The organism is Pseudonocardia humida (assembly GCF_023898865.1).
Taxonomy (GTDB): domain Bacteria; phylum Actinomycetota; class Actinomycetes; order Mycobacteriales; family Pseudonocardiaceae; genus Pseudonocardia; species Pseudonocardia humida.
In genome coordinates this window covers 69751-85564 of sequence record NZ_JAGSOV010000064.1, presented here as the reverse complement: position 1 = coordinate 85564, position 15814 = coordinate 69751, and the positions used below count along the sequence as shown (strand labels likewise).

Annotated in this window: 15 protein-coding genes; 6 read left to right on the top strand and 9 right to left on the bottom strand. The window is 73.8% G+C overall.

Translation table 11 applies throughout. The features are described 5' to 3' along the window. Positions 1-63: 63 nt before the first annotated feature. The 4 genes from KDL28_RS30520 (at position 64) to KDL28_RS30505 (ending at position 5463) form a co-directional block, all read left to right on the top strand. Positions 64-570, top strand: a complete 507-nt coding sequence (locus tag KDL28_RS30520) for a (2Fe-2S)-binding protein (RefSeq protein WP_252444191.1) — start codon at positions 64-66, stop codon at positions 568-570. Next, entirely contained in the window at positions 567-1541 is a 975-nt protein-coding gene (locus KDL28_RS30515) for an FAD binding domain-containing protein (protein WP_252444190.1), read from the top strand. The genes KDL28_RS30520 and KDL28_RS30515 overlap by 4 nt, the downstream gene beginning before the upstream one ends. Then, entirely contained in the window at positions 1538-3760 is a 2223-nt protein-coding gene (locus tag KDL28_RS30510) for a xanthine dehydrogenase family protein molybdopterin-binding subunit (protein ID WP_252444189.1), read from the top strand. The genes KDL28_RS30515 and KDL28_RS30510 overlap by 4 nt, the downstream gene beginning before the upstream one ends. Positions 3761-3891: 131 nt before the next feature. Beyond that, positions 3892-5463: a Na+/H+ antiporter NhaC family protein gene (locus KDL28_RS30505; protein WP_252444188.1), complete on the top strand. Its 1572-nt coding sequence runs from the start codon at positions 3892-3894 to the stop codon at positions 5461-5463. Positions 5464-5892: 429 nt separating this feature from the next. Here KDL28_RS30505 and KDL28_RS30500 read toward each other — a convergent pair whose 3' ends face one another. The 6 genes from KDL28_RS30500 to KDL28_RS30475 all read right to left on the bottom strand — a co-directional run bounded on the left by KDL28_RS30500 (position 5893) and on the right by KDL28_RS30475 (position 10033). Continuing rightward, positions 5893-6330, bottom strand: coding sequence for a cupin domain-containing protein (locus KDL28_RS30500; protein WP_252444187.1), 438 nt, complete (start codon positions 6328-6330; stop codon positions 5893-5895). A gap of 66 nt (positions 6331-6396) precedes the next feature. Continuing rightward, positions 6397-7350, bottom strand: coding sequence for an antibiotic biosynthesis monooxygenase (locus KDL28_RS30495; protein ID WP_252444186.1), 954 nt, complete (start codon positions 7348-7350; stop codon positions 6397-6399). An 84-nt stretch (positions 7351-7434) separates the two neighbouring features. Further along, entirely contained in the window at positions 7435-8046 is a 612-nt protein-coding gene (locus KDL28_RS30490) for a nucleoside deaminase (protein WP_252444185.1), read from the bottom strand. 304 nt (positions 8047-8350) lie between these two features. Beyond that, positions 8351-8752: a VOC family protein gene (locus KDL28_RS30485; RefSeq protein WP_252444184.1), complete on the bottom strand. Its 402-nt coding sequence runs from the start codon at positions 8750-8752 to the stop codon at positions 8351-8353. Positions 8753-8756: 4 nt separating this feature from the next. Further along, positions 8757-9407 (bottom strand): SRPBCC family protein, encoded by a 651-nt coding sequence (locus KDL28_RS30480; protein WP_252444183.1) that lies wholly within the window; start codon positions 9405-9407, stop codon positions 8757-8759. Continuing rightward, the gene (locus KDL28_RS30475; RefSeq protein ID WP_252444182.1) at positions 9404-10033 is read right to left on the bottom strand and encodes an ArsR/SmtB family transcription factor; all 630 of its coding nucleotides are present in this window, start codon (positions 10031-10033) and stop codon (positions 9404-9406) included. The genes KDL28_RS30480 and KDL28_RS30475 overlap by 4 nt, the downstream gene beginning before the upstream one ends. A 160-nt stretch (positions 10034-10193) precedes the next feature. On the opposite strand from KDL28_RS30475, the gene KDL28_RS30470 reads away from it, so the two are divergent. After that, the gene (locus tag KDL28_RS30470; RefSeq protein ID WP_252444181.1) at positions 10194-11045 is read left to right on the top strand and encodes a hypothetical protein; all 852 of its coding nucleotides are present in this window, start codon (positions 10194-10196) and stop codon (positions 11043-11045) included. A 22-nt stretch (positions 11046-11067) separates the two neighbouring features. Here KDL28_RS30470 and nhaA read toward each other — a convergent pair whose 3' ends face one another. The 3 genes from nhaA to KDL28_RS30455 form a co-directional block, all read right to left on the bottom strand. After that, positions 11068-12375: a Na+/H+ antiporter NhaA gene (gene nhaA, locus KDL28_RS30465; RefSeq protein WP_252444180.1), complete on the bottom strand. Its 1308-nt coding sequence runs from the start codon at positions 12373-12375 to the stop codon at positions 11068-11070. A 161-nt stretch (positions 12376-12536) separates the two neighbouring features. Then, positions 12537-13073, bottom strand: a complete 537-nt coding sequence (locus KDL28_RS30460; RefSeq protein WP_252444179.1) for a GNAT family N-acetyltransferase — start codon at positions 13071-13073, stop codon at positions 12537-12539. A gap of 110 nt (positions 13074-13183) precedes the next feature. Next, positions 13184-14044 (bottom strand): helix-turn-helix transcriptional regulator, encoded by an 861-nt coding sequence (locus tag KDL28_RS30455; protein WP_252444178.1) that lies wholly within the window; start codon positions 14042-14044, stop codon positions 13184-13186. Positions 14045-14148: 104 nt separating this feature from the next. Here KDL28_RS30455 and KDL28_RS30450 point away from each other — a divergent pair, with 104 nt between their 5' ends. Next, a complete protein-coding gene (locus KDL28_RS30450; RefSeq protein ID WP_252444177.1) occupies positions 14149-15630 on the top strand; it encodes an MFS transporter in 1482 nt (493 codons plus the stop codon). Positions 15631-15814 lie beyond the last annotated feature (184 nt).

The following is a 15814-nucleotide window of genomic DNA, read 5'->3' as shown; positions in this document are numbered from 1 at the left end:
GACGATTTCGTCCGTTTGACCGCGACCTCCCCGCTGTTCCCCCAGAGAAGGAGGGGCACCTCCATGATCGTCATCAACGGCACGCCGCACGACACCGAGATCACCGACCCCCGGCGCTCGCTGCTCGACCACCTGCGCGAGGACGTCGGCCTGCACGGGCCGAAGAAGGGATGCGACCAGGGCGGGTGCGGCGCCTGCACCGTGCTCGTGGACGGCCGGCGGGTGCTGGCGTGCCTCACCCTGGCGGCCCAGGCCGAGGGCCGCTCCGTCACCACCGTCGAGGGCGTCGGCCGGGACGGCGGGCTGGACCCGTTGCAGGAGGCGTTCATCGAGCACGACGGCTTCCAGTGCGGCTACTGCACGCCGGGCCAGGTCTGCTCGGCGATCGGCATGGCGGACGAGGTGGCACGCGGGGTGCCGAGCCGGGTGTCGCCGGAGATCGGCGCCGCGTCCTTCGACCTGTCCCCCGACGAGATCCGGGAGCGGATGAGCGGCAACCTGTGCCGCTGCGGCGCCTACAACGGCATCGTCGCCGCGATCGAGGAGACCTACCTGGACGGGCCGCGATGAAGCCCTTCACCTACCAACGGGCCGACGACGTGGCGTCGGCCGTGGCGGCGGCCGCGGCGACGCCCGGCGCGGCGTACCTGGGCGGCGGCACCAACCTCGTCGACCTGATGCGGCAGAACGTCGAACGCCCGGCGGCGCTGGTGGACGTCTCCCGGTTGCCGGCGCGCATCGGGATCGGCACGGACGGCCGGCTCTGGATGGGGGCGGCGGCCACCAACACCGACGTGGCCGCCGACCCGGTCGTCCGGCGCGACTTCCCGATCATCGCGGAGGCGATCGTCAACGGCGCCTCGGGTCAGATCCGCAACACGGCCACGGTCGGCGGGAACCTCCTGCAGCGCACCCGCTGCCTCTACTTCTACGACACCGGCGCCCGCTGCAACAAGCGCGAGCCCGGCAGCGGGTGCGACGCCGTCGACGGCCACAACCGGATGCACGCCGTCCTCGGCGCGTCCCCCGAGTGCGTGGCGACGAACCCGTCCGACCTGGGCGTGGCGCTGGCCGCGCTGGACGCCCGCGTCCACCTCGCCGGGCCGGCCGGGGGGCGCACGGTCGAGCTGCTGGACCTGCACCGGCTGCCCGGCGACACCCCGCACGTCGAGACCGTCCTGGCCCCGGGCGAGCTCATCACGGCGGTCAGCGTGCCCCCGCCGCCCGCGGCGGCGCGCTCGGCGTACCGGAAGGTCCGGGAACGGGCCAGCTACGCCTTCGCGCTGGTCTCCGTCGCCGCGCTGCTGGAGGTCCGCGACGGCGTGGTCGCGTCGGCCCGCCTGGCGTTGGGCGGCGTGGCGGCGAAACCGTGGCGCGCGGCCGTGGCGGAAGCCGTGCTGACCGGAGCCCCGGCGACCCGGGCGACCTTCGACCGGGCGGCCGCCGCGGCACTCGCCGACGCGCGACCACTGGCGCACAACGGCTTCAAGATCCCGCTGGCGCAGCGGGTGATCGTGTCCACGCTCGAGGAGTTGTCATGAACGCCGACCCGATCGTGGGCCGGGCCGTGCCGCGGCGGGACGGCCCCGCCAAGGTCAGCGGCGCGGCCTCGTTCACCGCCGAGGTGCCGGTCGAGGGCCTGGCGCACGCCGCGCTCGTCTGCAGCACCGTCGCCGCCGGCGAGATCACCGGAATCGACCTGACCGAGGCGCGATCCGCTCCCGGAGTGGTGGCGGTCATGACGCACCACAACGCACCGGCCATACGCATCGCGCCGCTGTTGATCACGCTGCGGGGCGCCTCGTTCACCCGTGCGCCGGTCATGCAGGACGCGCGGATCCGGTGGAACGGCCAGCCGGTCGCCATCGTCGTCGCCGAGACACCGGAGCAGGCCGACCACGCCGCCTCCCTGGTGCGCGTCGGCTACGCCCCCGCCGAAGGCCGGCTCGTCTTCGACGACCTCAAGGTCGGCGCGCCGCAGCCGGACCACGTCCAGGGCGAGGCGCCCGCAGTGCTGCGCGGGGACGCGGAGGCGGCCCTGCGGACCGCCGCCGCGCGCGTCGACCAGGTCTACCGGACGCCGTGGCACACGCACTGCGCCATCGAGCTGCACGCCACCACCGTCGCCTGGCACGACGAGCGCAGCCTGACCATGTGGGACGCCACCCAGGCGGTCACCCACTCCCAGGCCACCCTCGCCGAGGTCTTCGACCTCGATCCGGAGGACATCCGGGTCGTCTCGCAGTTCGTCGGGGGCGCGTTCGGCAACAAGATGATGTGGAGCCACCAGATCCTGTGCGCCGCGGCCGCGCGGCTGGCGCGGCGCCCGGTCCGGCTGGTCCTGTCCCGCTCCGACGTCTTCCGGGTGACCGGCGGGCGGACCCGCACCGAGCAACGGGTGGCGCTGGGCGCCCGGGCGAACGGGACGCTCACGGCCCTCGTCCACGAGGCGACGACCACGACCGGCATCAACGACGGCTTCGCCGAGCAGTGCACGTTCCCGGCCCGCGTCCTCTACGGCGCCGACTCGTTCGGGATCGACCAGCGCGTCGTGGAGCTCCACACGCCCGCCAACTCCTCCATGCGGGCGCCCGGCGAGTCGGTGGGCTCGTTCGCCCTGGAGTGCGCGCTCGACGAACTGGCCGAGCAGCTCGACGTCGACCCGCTCGACGTCCGTGCCGGGCTCGAACCCGCGGCGCACCCGACCACCGGGAAGCCCTTCTCCGGACGGCACCTGCTCGAGGCGTACCGGCTGGGGGCCGAGCGGTTCGGCTGGGCTCGGCGCAGCTCGACGCCACGCTCCCGACGGGACGGGCCGTGGTGGATCGGCCATGGCGTCGCCACGGCCACGTACCCCTACACCCGCATGCCCGGCGGCCGCGCCTCGGTCACGCTCAGCGCGGACGGGTGTGCGACCGTCCGCACCGCGGCCCACGAGATGGGCATGGGCACCGCCACCGTGCAGGCCCAGTACGCCGCCGACCACCTGGGTCTACCGCTCGACCGGGTGCGCTTCGAGTACGGCGACAGCCGCCACCCCGCTGCGGTGCCGGCGGGCGGGTCCGCGCAGACGGTCAGCATCATCGCCTCGGTGGTGGCGGCGGCCCGGGCACTCACCGCGGAGCTGCTGCACCTCGCGGCCCCCGACTCGCCCCTGGCCGGTGCCGGTGCCGGTGCCGACGACGTGGAGATGCGGGACGGCGGCCTGCACCCGCGGGACGGCGGGCCGGGCGAGAGCTACGCGGCCATCCTGCGTCGGGCCGGTCGCGCCGAGCTCGCCGCCGAGGGCGCCGCCTCGCCGCCGACGGAGACGGCGCAGCACGCGATGCACTCGTACGGGGTGCAGTTCTGCGAGGTGCGGGTCCACGACGTCACCGGTGAGGTCCGGGTGTCGCGGTGGCTCGGCGTGTTCGACACCGGCCGCATCATCAACCCGCGCACGGCCGCCAGCCAGTTCCGCGGCGCGATCGTGATGGGCATCGGGTCGGCGCTGACCGAGGAGACGATCTTCGACGAGCGGACCGGGCGCGTCCTCAACGCCTCGCTCGCCGAGTACCACGTCCCCGTCCACGCCGACATCCCACCGATCGACGTCGCCTGGCTCGGCCACCCGGACCCGATGGCGCCCATGGGCGGCAAGGGTGTGGGTGAGGTCGGCATGGTCGGCGTGGCCGCGGCGGTCGCCAACGCCGTCCACAACGCCACGGGCCGGCGCATCCGCGACCTGCCGATCACCCCCGACAAGGTGCTGGGTCTGTGAGGGCGGCGCGGGGCCGCGCGCGACACGTCGTCAGGCCGGACCCCCGGCACCGACCTTGACCCCGTCACACCGCTGACCCACCATCGAGTCGACCCGACGGTCGAAGTACTCCCCGATGACGAGGAGATCCGGTGGAGCCGTCGCTGCTGTCCCTGCTGCCGCCGCTGGTCACCATCGTCTGCGCCATCGCCACGCGCCGGATCCTGATCTCGCTGGCGCTCGGCATCGTCCTCGGCGCGCTCCTGTACGCCGAGGGGAACGTCCTCACCGCAGCCGGGTTCGTGCTCGACGTCGCCGCGGGACTGGTCATCGACGACGGCATGGTGGCCGAGGAGATGTACATCCTCGGCGTCGTGCTGCTGCTGGGCGTCCTGACCTCGTTCATCCACGTCTCCGGCGGCCTCGCGGCGTTCGCGGCCTGGGTCGTCACCCGGGTCCGGACCCGGGTGCAGGCGCAGCTGGTCCCCGTCGTCCTGGGCATCGTGATCTTCTTCGACGACGCGTTCAGCTCCCTGGTGGGCGGCAACGTCAGCCGGCCCATCACCGACCAGCACCGCATCTCCCGCGCGAAGCTGTCCTACCTCGTCGACTCCACCGCCGCCCCGGTGATCGTCCTGGTGCCGATCTCGGGGTGGGCGGCGTTCATCGCCGCCACGATGACCGGGATCCTGGACGCGAACGGCGTGCCCGGGCTGTCCGGCTACCAGGCGTTCCTGCAGTCGGTCCCGATGAACCTGTACGCGATCACGGCGCTGCTGCTGGCGGTCGCCACGGCGGTCCTCAGCCTGGCCTTCGGTCCGATGCGCAGGCACGAGCGGGCCGCGATCCAGGAGGGGGTGCTGTTCGACTCCTCCCGCGGCCCGGTGCCGGGCGAGGCCGACCGGAACCTGCAGGCGCGCGCGGACGGCCGGGTCGGCGACCTGCTCTGGCCGGTGCTCGTGCTCACCGGCGTCACCCTGGTGTGCGCCGTGTGGATCGGGATCGCCGGCACCGAGGGCCCGCTCGGCCCGATGGAGGTGCTGGCCAACACCGACGTCATCGTCTCGCTGCTGATCGGCACCGTCGCCGCCTGCCTTCTCGCCGCGGGCACCCTGCTGCTGCGGCGCACGCCGGTCGGCACGCTCGGCCGGGCGGCGCTGTCCGGCGTGCGGTCGATGCTGGTGGCCGCGGTGGTGCTGTTCCTGGCCTGGGTGACCGCGGGGGTCATCTCCGAGCTCGGCATCGGCGAGTACGTCGCCGGGCTCGTCGACCAGGCCCTGCCGCCTGCCCTGCTGCCCGTGCTGCTGTTCGCGCTGGCGTCGTTCATCTCGTTCTCGATCGGCAGCACGTTCGGGACGTTCGGGCTGCTGCTGCCGATCGCCGCGGAGATCGCCCTGGCGCTCGATCCCACGCTGCTCGTGCCGATGTTCGGCGCCGTGCTCGGCGGCGCGATCTTCGGCGACCACACGTCCCCGCTCTCGGACACCACCATCCTGTCCGCGATCGGCTCGGGCATCCACCTCGTCGACCACACGGTGACGCAGCTGCCGTTCGCGCTGGTCGCCGCGACCGCGGCCGCGCTCGGCTACGTCGTGCTGGGCTTCACCGCGAGCGCGGCGGCCGGCGTGCTGGCGGCCGTCGCGGTCCTCGCGGTCGCGGTCGCGATCCTGCGGGCGCGGTCGCCGCGGATCGAGGCCGCGCCCGAACCCGGACCGGGCAACTGAGTCCTGCGGATGCGTCCGACCGTGCTCGGCGGCTGCGGGCCTCGCCCCGGGGCGGGCGGGGAACGCCGAGCCGCCGCCGCGGTACGCGCTGAAGCGCTACACCGAGGGCACCGCCCACCTGCGGGACCGGTTCCAGCGAGCCGTCGACGAGGGCGACCTGCCGGCCGGCGCCGATCCCGGCCTGCTCGCCCGGTACCTGATCACCGTGGCCAACCGGATCGCCGCCCAAGCCGCCGGCGGCACCGCCCGTGACGAGCTCCAGCTGGTGGCCGACACGGCTTCGCGCCCCTGGCCTCCGGTCGGCTCCTGACCGCGGCTTCCTCCCCGAGCGCGGCACCGGTCGCGCGCGTGGCCGGGCTGAGCCCGCGCTCGACCCGGCGCCGCCCCCCGGCCCACCCGCAGCCCATGACCGGCGCAGGAGCGGCCCCCTCAGCAGCCAGGGCCGGGCTGGTCGACCGCGAGCTGGTCACCGGCCGGGATCAGGTAGGTGACGTAGAGCTCGACGGGTTCGCTGCCCAGGTTGCGGCCGATGTGGACGTGCTTGCGGCCGGCTGGTTCGACGAACGCCTGCCCGGCCGTGCTGGTCCGGATCGAACAGTCGTCGAGCTGGCGGGTGAGCGTGCCGGTGAGCACGACCGCGACCAGCTCACCGGTGTGGTGGTGCCATCCGGTCGAGCCGCCCGGTTCGATCACGATGCGCCGGATCGCGACGTCGGTCGGGCCGTGGCTCTCGGTCTCGACGGAGCCCGCGGACGTGCCTTCGGCGAGCACCGTGCCGCTCACCCCGGAGCCGGGGCTCGCCCATGCGGCACTCGGCGCCGCCACCACGATCGCCGCACCGAGCAGCAGCTGGACCACCCTACGCATGGCATCTCCCATTCCGACGAGCGATCGAGGGGGCCACCGGGCGGACGAGCCCGCTCGGTCCCGGGGTCAAGGCAGTGTCCAGATGCGCTCGGTCAGCAGGCAGAACACGACCGCCCAGACGGCGTTGACCGCGACCACCAGCCCGATGCCCAGGAGATCCGTGCGGGGCTGCGGCGCCTCGGCGGGTGGACGCAGCCACCACCGCAGCATCGGATTGGCATAGTGCGGCATCGTCAGGTAGCTCATCACGAAGCTCGAGAGCAGGTTGCCGATCAGCAACGACTGCCACAGCGGCAGGCCGGGCAGCAGCCACGCCAGGCCCAGCGACAACACCATGACCGTCGGGTAGAGGCCCAACCACACCGCGAGGGAGGACTTCGCATTCGACGGCGGCGGGGGAACGTCGTCGCCGCGCTCGTCGAACGCGAACCAGTTGCCGAACGAGTTGTCGACGGTCCGCAGCTGGAAGTCGTCGAACTCCCTGCCTTCTTCGAGCAGTTGTTTCCGTCTCGCCGAGGTCAGCCACGCGTCGAGACTGGTGGCCGAGTCGAAGCGGTACAGCGCCGTCCATTCGTCCTGCACCCCCGCCACCGGCCGGAAGATCTCCGACCCGCGGAAGCCGGGTACTTCGCGCTCCGCGGCGAGCAGGCGCTGCTGCCACTCCAGGAAGGCCTGGGTGTCCTCCTCCTTCACCCGATGCGTCACGACGACCGTCATGAGTGCGGGGCGCGGCTGACCTCCGCGGGCGAGCACCTGCTGCGTGGCGGGACCGTCGTGGTACGCCGCGCCGCGGTTGAGGAGGTCCTGTCGTGCGGCGCTGTTGAGCCAGTTCTGCGCGTGCACGACGGAGTCGAACCGGTAGATCACGACCCAGTCGGGCTGCACCGCGGTCGGCGGGGTGACCTCGGTGCCGAGGAAGCCCGGGTACCCGCGCACCACATCGTTCACCTGGTTCTGCCAGGCCGCGAAAGCCTCCCGGTGCTCGTCGCGAACGTGCTGCCCGATGATGACCGTCGCCATGGCGTCGGCGACCCGGCCAGTTCCTGTCACCATCGTGGTTCCACCTGAGACCGCTGGTTCCGTCCGGGCACCGCGACTGCGCACTCAGTAGGGGTGCTTGTCGGGCTTGGTCTCCCACGCCTCATAGGCGGCCCTGCCGAGTTCGGGACGGAACTGCTCGATCCGGATACGGCGCTGGTCCAGCGGCCGGCCGAAGTCCTCGTACTGGAATGCGTCGTCGAAGCCTATCCGGCTGGTCGCCTCGAGATCGTTGGCGAAGTAGACCGCGTCGATGCGTGCCCAGTAGATGGCGCTCATGCACATCGGGCACGGCGCACCGCTGATGTACATCTCGTGGCCGATGAGCATCCGGGCCCGCTGCGGGACCGGATCCGGGGAGCCGACGGGCCGCGGGATGAGTTCGAGCGTCGACTCGTTCTGATGGGCTCTGGCGATCGAGGGTGCCTCGCGGTTCAGCACCACCACCGCCTTGCGGATCGTCTCGACCTCGGCGTGCGCGGTGATGTCCCCGGTCAGCAGCACCCGGTTCTGCCCTCGCGCCACGATCTCGCCGCCTCTGGCGATGACCGCACCGAAGGGACCGCCCCAGTCGTTGTCCACCGATTCCGTGGCCAGCCGGCACGCCTCGGCCATCAGCTCGTCGGGCGCCATCCGGCGACCGACATCGCCGAGCGATGTCGTTTCGGTCCTGGTCACGGGTGCTCCTCGGGCCGACGGGGGACGTGCGACACGCCGCAGATGACAGCCCGCCGTCCGGCAGTGTGGTTCGGGGTCGACCGAGGCGGCAAGGGCCCGGCCGGGAGGACACCTCTTCGAGGGACACGAACACGCGTCATCCATTCAGGTGGCCGGTGGACCGGGCACTCCCTGCGACGTCACCCATCCGGCTGGTGGCGGCCGTACACGCCGATGGTGCTGGCGACGGAAGGACCGCCGCACACCCTCGGCGGGAGTCGGCCCCGTGATCGGCGCGTCGTCGGACGAGCGACCGGCCGGGGGCTCAGGACAGGCTGAGCTGCCAGGACACCCCGAACCTGTCGTTGGTCCAGCCGAACGGGCCGAACCCGTAGTCGTCGAGCGGCATCAGCGGGACGCCGCCCTCGGCGAGCCCGGCCCAGAGCTTCTCCAGCTCCTCGCGCGAACCGCAGCGCACGAACAGCGAGAGCGACGGGGTGAAGTCGAACTCGTGCACGGCCGGGCTGTCCAGGCACCGCAGCTGCTGACCGGCCACGGTGAACACGCCCTGCTTGATCCCGCCCTCCGGGCCCGGCTCCCCGGCGCCGAAGCGCTCGACGACCAGCACCTCGCCGTCGTCGAACAGGCCGGTGTAGAAGGTCATCGCCTCCTCGGCCTCGCCCTTCTGGAACATCAGGAACGGGGTCAGCTTCTGCAGCTCGGGCACGGTGTCAGCTCCTCGCGGTCGCGGCCAGCCAGGCCGTCCAGGTGGTGGTGAGCGCCGAGGGGTCGGCGCCCGGGGTGTAGTCGTGGTGGCCGACGGCCACCGGCAGCCCGATCAGCGAGCGCTCGTGGAACCGGACCAGCGCGTCCGCGGTGCGGACGCCCAGGTGGTGCTCGGTGCGGATGTCCACGACACCGGTCGCGCCGGGGACGCTCACCGGGTCGCCCTCTGCGGGGTCGCCGAGGGCGGCCAGGACCCGCTGCCACGCGTCCGGGACGGCCGGGGCCTCCGCCTCGGCGTAGACGGCGGGCCGGTCGGGGAAGTGGCGCAGGTACTGGCCCAGGCTGAACAGGTAGAGGTCCCAGCCGGCACCGGTCATGGCGTCGAACTCGTCGCCCCAGTCCTCCTCGAGGATCCCGCTGTGCACGAACCGCAGGACCGTGGTGCCCCCGTCGGCCGCCTCCAGCACGTACTCCATCGCCTGGGTGCCGAAGCGCACCGCCAGCCGATCCGGGGGGTCGACCTCGGCGTCGACGCCGCTGTCCTCACCGGGCATGAACCACCCGGCCCGGCCCTCCGGGGTGGCGATGGCCCGCCAGACCCGCTCGGGCGGGACGGGCAGCTCGACGGCCCGGCGGATCTCGAAGCGCCGGCTCACGACTGCCCCTCCGCAGTGGTCGCGGGACGCGGGTCCTCGGGCGGCACGGCGGGGTGCAGGGCGACCACAAGCCGGTGCGGGCGCCCACCCGCGGCCTCCGCGCTGTGGTAGCGCACGACGAGCGCGCTGACGGACTCGCCCAGCTCGCGGACGAAGGCGGCGCGGTCGGCCGCCGTCGCGAAGCGGACCTCGCCGTCGATGCCGAACGTGGCCACCCGGCGCCGACCGGCCGCGCTGATCAGCCTGCCGACCTCGCGCAGCAGCCGGGCCGCGAGCGCGAGCAGCCACTGGGCGGACAGCTTGTCCGGCTCGCGGTCCGGGTCCGGGGCGACCATCGCCCACGCCTGCGGGGACACGACGAAGGCACCCGCCGTGGCCCGCACCACGCGCTCGGTCGTGTTGCCCTTGCGCCGCTCCTCGACCAGCTCCACCAGCCCGTGCGCCTCCAGGGCGTGCAGGTGGTAGTTGACCTTCTGCCGGGTCGTGCCGAGCATCGCGGCGAGCGAGGTGGCGGTGCCCGGCTCGCGCAGGGCGCCGAGCAGTCGGGCGCGGACCGGGTCGAGCGCGATCGCGGCGGTGCGCCCGTCCTCGATGACCGTGGTGCCCACGCTCGTCCTCTCCCGCATGCCGCAAGCCTGGCCCCGACAATAGATCCTGTCAAGGAGGCAGTAGTTGTCCAGCATGGCCGCGATACGCTGGACGGACGGCGCCTCGCGGGTGATCAGCAGGGCCGGGATGAGCGGGCGGGCCGGCCGGTGGACGGCGGCCAGGACCGGGGTGTTGCCGGTGAGCGAGCACGATGACCAGGCTGGGCTGGCGCGGCGCGCCGACGCCGGCGACTGGGACGCCGCGCAGCTGCTGGCCGAGCTGTTGTACGAGCGGGGCGACCGCGCCGGCCTCGAGCACCGCGCCGACCTCGGCGACCTCGCCGCGGAGACGAAGCTGGCCGAGCTGTTGTACGAGCGGGGCGACCGCGCCGGCCTCGAGCGCCGCGACCAAGCCGACGACGGCGAGCGCTACGCCGCGTTCCGGCTGGCCATGCTGTTGGCCGAGCGTGGCGACCTGGCCGGGCTGACCCGTCGGGCCGACGCGGGCGACCTCAGCGCCGCGGACCACCTGTCCTGGCTACTGGCCCAGCGGGGCGACCTGGCCGAGCTGCGCCGCCGCGCCGACGACGGCGACCGGTCCGCCCGGCACAGCCTGGCCCGCGCGCTCGCCGACCGGGACGACAGGAGCGGGCTGCAACGCCGGGCCGACGCAGGCGACGAGGTGGCCGCGGAGCAACTGGCCCGGTTGCTGGCCGAGCGCGTCGACCCGGCCGAGCTGCGCCGCCGCGCCGACAGCGGCGACCACCACGCCGGCAACGGCCTGGCCGTGACGCTGCACCGGCGGGGCGACCGGAGCGAGCTGGAACGCCGCGCCGCCGCGGGCGACCGGCACGCCGCGGAGAAGCTGGCCTGGCTGCTGGCCGACCGGGGCGAGCTGGCCGAGCTGGAGCGCCGTGCCGACGACGGCGACCCCCACGCCGGCCGCAGCCTGACCTGGGCGTTCTACCACCGGGGCGACGAGAGCGAGTTGCGACGCCGCGCCGAGGGCGGCGACCAGCTCGCCCGACGCCTGCTGGGCCCGCCGGACTGATGCTCGCCGGAACCCGCTCCGGTCAGGGACCGGTCTCGTCGTCGCGCTGGTAGACGTCCGGTATGCCGTCCTGGTCGGCGTCGACGGTCTCCTCGGCGCACAGCCTGCGGTAGTGCCGGTTGCGCAACCGCAGCACGACGGTGGCCAGCAGGGCCGACACCAGGGAGCCGACCAGGACGCCGATCTTGACGTGGTCGTCGCGCTCGCTGCCGCCGCCGAAGGCGAGCTCCCCGATCAGCAGGGAGACGGTGAACCCGATCCCGGCCAGCAGCGACAGGCCGAGCACGTCCCACCAGCTCAGTCCCTCGGCGAGCCGGGCGCGGGTGAACCGCTGCACCAGCCAGGTGGAGCCGAGCACGCCCACGGCCTTGCCCGCCACCAGACCGACGATCACCCCGAGCGTGACCGCATCGCCCAGGCTCGCGCCCAGTCCGCCGGACCCCGCGATCGACACACCGGCGGCGAAGAACGCGAACACCGGCACCGCGAATCCGGCCGAGATCGGCCGGAAGCGGTGCTCGAAGTGCTCGGCCAGCCCTCGTCCCGGCCCTTCGGCGCGGCGGATCACGGGGACGGCGAAGCCGAGCAGCACACCGGCGACGGTCGCGTGCACCCCGGACTCGTGCACCAGTACCCAACTGAGCGCGGCGAGCGGCAGCAGCAGCCACCACGACCGCACCCTGCGCTGGACCAGCAGCGTGAACAGCGCGAGCGGGACGAACGCGAGCAGCAGGGGCACGACGGCCAGCGAGTCGGTGTAGAAGATCGCGATGATGGCGATGGCCAGCAGGTCGTCGACGACGGCCAGGGTCAGCAGGAACGTCCGCAGCGCCGCCGGCAGGTGCGTGCTGATCACCGCCAGCACGGCGAGCGCGAACGCGATGTCGGTGGCGGTGGGGATGGCCCAGCCGGCCGTCGCGCCGTCGCCCGCGCCCGCCGTGAACGCGATGTAGATCAACGCCGGAACGACCATGCCGCCCACCGCCGCCGCGACCGGCAACGCGGCCCGCCGCGGGTCGCGCAGGTCACCGGCCACGAACTCGCGCTTCAGCTCCAGCCCGGCCACGAAGAAGAAGATCGCCAGCAGCCCGTCGGCCGCCCACTGCGCCAGCGTCAGGTCCAGGTGCAGTGCCGCCGGGCCGACCCGCAGCTCGGTCAGCGCCCGGTAGGCGTCGCCCCATGGCGAGTTCGCCCAGATCAGCGCGACGGCGGCGGCGCCGACGAGCAGGAGGCCGCCGACGGTCTCCGCGCGCAGCACCTCGGCGATGCGCGCGGCCTCCGGCCAGCTGCCGCGGCCGAGGAGGGTGGGTCGACGAGCGGGTGTGCCCAAGGCGGGTGCTCCTTCAGAGGACGTCAGAGAACCATCGCCGACCAGACTTCCCGGCACGCCCCGGATGACCGTACGGGATCACCCGCGGCGCGGCCGAGCGGAGCGGGCGACCTCACATCCCGCTGGGCCTCGGGGCGAGCGGGGGCGAGGCCGTCCACCCGTCAGCCCGCGCCGTCCCCGACGGCGGCGTAGAGCAGGGAGTCGCGCCAGGTCCCGCGCACGAGGAGGTGGCCGCGCAGCCGTCCCTCGCGCCGCATCCCGATCTTCTCCAGGACGCGCGCCGACGCGTGGTTGTCGGGGTGGCACGTCGCCTCGATCCGGTGCAGGCCCAGCACCTCGCGGCCGAACCCCAGCAGCAGGGTCGCCGCCTCGGTCGCGTAGCCCCGGGACCAGTACGAGGAGTGCAGGACGTACCCGAGGTCGCCGCGGCGGTGCTCGACGCTGGTGATCGCGATGCCGACCGAGCCGATGACCAGCCCGGTCTCGACCAGCTCCGCCGCCAGGCTGAACGCCGTCCGGTGGGCCCGCCGGGCCTGCGCCACCGCCGCGCGGACGAACTCCGCCGACTGCTCGGGCGTGTTCGGGCCGAAGTCGGTGAGCCTCGTGACGACGGGATCGGCGGCGAAGGAGTGCACGGCCTGCACGTCGGCCGCGCGGAAGTCGCGCAGGAGGAGCCTGGGACCGGCCAGCGACGTCATGCCGCCAGCGTGGGCCCGCGGCCGCGTGGAACGAAGCGGATTCCGTGCGCCGGCGAGCCGGGCGGAACGGCGACCACGTCGGCCGCGACGGGCCCGGGCCGGGCCGCCGCTCAGGGCTGCCGCACGGTGGTCGGGCGACTCTGGTGGGCCAGGATCCGCAGCGCGTCGGCGGAGCTCGGGTCGCCGGGGGTGTAGATCTCGAGCCGGTGGTCGGGGCTGTCGGGCTGCAGCCACACCTGGTAGTCGACGTCCGCGGCGCCGACGGTGGGGTGCTGCAGGTGCAGGGTGCCGACGGTGCAGTCGGCGACCTCGCCGGTCGCCCACATCGTCGCGAACTCGTCGCTGCGCATCGCCAGCTCCCCGATCAGCTCGGCCAGGCGCGCGTCCGTCGGGTATCGGCCCGCGGTGAGCCGGAGGTAGGCGACGTGGATGCGGGCGACCTCGGTCCAGTTGCGGTGCAGGTCGCGGGTGAGCGGGTCGAGGAAGAACATCCGCGGGACGGACGGCCTCCGGGCCGGATCCTGCGGCGCGTCGAAGGCGACGTGCTCGGCGATGAGCGCGCGTCCGGAGCGGTTCCACGCGAGCACGTCGCCGCGGCGGCCGAGCAGGATCGCCGGCGTCGTGTCGCCGAGGGACTCCAGCAGCGCGAGGACGCGGGGGTGGGGTTCCTCGTGGCGCGGTTCGCGGAGCCCGGGACTCGCCGGCTGTCGAGCGAGGTTGTGCAGGTGGACGGTCTCGACCGGATCGAGCTGCAGCACGCGCGCGAGGGCGTCGAGCACCTGCCCGGACGCGGTCCCGGCCTGCCCCTGCTCCAGGCGCGTGTAGTACCCCGCGCTCACCCCGGCGAGCTGGGCGAGCTCCTCACGACGCAGGCCGGGGACCCGGCGGGCGGCCCCGTAGGTGCGCAGACCGATCCTGGCCGGCGTGGTCCGGTCGCGACGACTCTTCAGGAACGCGCCGAGGCTCTCCACGGCATCGAGGCTAGGCCGCTCCGGCGCGCCGGTGCGTGCACCTGCCGGGTCTACCCACAGCCGGGGGGTGGCTGCCGGTCGCGTCCGGCCGGACCGTCCCCGGCATGCCTCGACAGCACGCCCACGACTCCCCCGGCCCGCGCGCCTGGCTCGGGCTCGCGGTGATCCTCGGGCCCGTCCTGCTGGTCTCCATGGACGGGTCGATCCTGTTCCTGGCGATGCCCCGGATCAGCCGGGCCCTCACCCCGACCGCCGACCAGGCCCTGTGGATCCTGGACGGCTACGGCTTCGCCGTCGGCTCCCTGCTGATCGCGTTCGGCACCATCGGCGACCGGTACGGCCGGCTCAGGCTGCTCATGATCGGGACGAGCGTGTTCGGCATCGGCTCGGCCGCCGCCGCGTTCGCGCCGAGCCCGGAGCTCCTCATCGCCGCCCGTGCGCTGATGGGGGTGGCCGGGGCGACCCTCCTGCCGTCGGCGCTGGCGGTGCTCAGCGAGCTGTTCGCCGACCCGCGACGGCGGGCGCGGGCCATCGGCGTCTTCGCCGCCGCGTTCGCCGCCGGGTTCGCCATCGGCCCGGTACTCGGCGGCGTCCTGCTGGCCCGGTGGTGGTGGGGATCGGTCTTCCTGATCAACCTTCCCGTCCTCGCCCTGTTCCTCGTCCTGGCGCCGGTCCTGCTCCGCGAGGTGCGCGCGACCCGTCCGGGGCGGATCGACGCCCCCAGCGTCGTCGGTTCCGCCGTCGGCCTGCTGCTCACGATCTACGGCATCAAGCAGGCCGCCACCGAAGGGCTGACGGTCGCCCCGGTTCTCGTGGGGGTCGCGGGCGTGGTGCTGCTGGTGTGGTTCGCCCGACGCCAGCGCCACCTCGAGCACCCGTTGGTGGACTTCTCGCTGTTCGGCGACCGGGTCTTCGCGCTGGCGATCACCACCGGCCTGCTGCCGTTGGCGGCGTGGTCGGCGGCCGCGTACCTGGCGGGCGTCTACCTGCAGTCCGTCCTCGGCCTACCGGTCCTGGACGCGGCCCTCCTCGCCCTTCCCGGCGCCGCGGTCCTCACGGCCAGCTGCATCGTCACGCCGTTCGCGGTCGACCGCGTCGGCAAGCGAGCCGCGCTCCTCGTCTGCCACTCCTGCATCGCCGCCGGTCTCCTGCTGCTGCTCCCCACCACGACCACCGGCGGCATCGGCTGGTACATCGCCTCCACCGTCGTCGCGGGCGTCGGCTACGGCATCTCCTTCGCGGTCGTCGCCGACACCGCCGTCGGTGCCGTCCCCGTCGACCGGGCCGGCTCGGCGGGGGCGATCGCGGAGACCAGCAACGAGATCGGCAACGCCCTCGGCATCGCGCTCCTGGGCTCCCTCGCCGCCCTGCTCTTCCGACTCCACGGGCCGGCCGCGGCCCCGACCCTCGACGAGACGCTCCAGCTCCCGGGCCTCACGCGGGCGACCGCCGAGCAGGCGACGACGGCGTTCGTCACCGGCCTGCACGGCGTGGCGGCGGTAGCCGGCGTCCTGCACATCGCGCTCGCCGCCCTCACCCTGCGCTGGATCCCGAGGTCGGCGCCGGCCCCTGCACGTGTTCCCTGAGTGGGTGCGGATCACCTCGGCCTCCGCCGTTCGGTGGTCGTGACCGATCGTCGCAATCCGGGATCACGCTCAGCGATCAACCGTCGCGCACGTCACCCGGACGGCGGCGGGTGAGCGTTGAACGCGTCGGCTCCACGGTGCGTGTCGACGAGTGACCGGTGCGCACCGACGGGGCGGTGCCGCA

What these genes read in the sequence shown, in the direction of transcription:
- KDL28_RS30495 (WP_252444186.1), bottom strand. Translation starts at nt 7,350, where the DNA reads ATGGCGACGGTCATCATCGGGCAGCACGTTCGCGACGAGCACCGGGAG.
- KDL28_RS30515 (WP_252444190.1), top strand. Translation starts at nt 567, where the DNA reads ATGAAGCCCTTCACCTACCAACGGGCCGACGACGTGGCGTCGGCCGTG.
- KDL28_RS30520 (WP_252444191.1), top strand. Translation starts at nt 64, where the DNA reads ATGATCGTCATCAACGGCACGCCGCACGACACCGAGATCACCGACCCC.
- KDL28_RS30475 (WP_252444182.1), bottom strand. Translation starts at nt 10,033, where the DNA reads ATGCGGGAGAGGACGAGCGTGGGCACCACGGTCATCGAGGACGGGCGC.
- KDL28_RS30460 (WP_252444179.1), bottom strand. Translation starts at nt 13,073, where the DNA reads ATGACGTCGCTGGCCGGTCCCAGGCTCCTCCTGCGCGACTTCCGCGCG.
- KDL28_RS30500 (WP_252444187.1), bottom strand. Translation starts at nt 6,330, where the DNA reads ATGCGTAGGGTGGTCCAGCTGCTGCTCGGTGCGGCGATCGTGGTGGCG.
- KDL28_RS30450 (WP_252444177.1), top strand. Translation starts at nt 14,149, where the DNA reads ATGCCTCGACAGCACGCCCACGACTCCCCCGGCCCGCGCGCCTGGCTC.
- KDL28_RS30510 (WP_252444189.1), top strand. Translation starts at nt 1,538, where the DNA reads ATGAACGCCGACCCGATCGTGGGCCGGGCCGTGCCGCGGCGGGACGGC.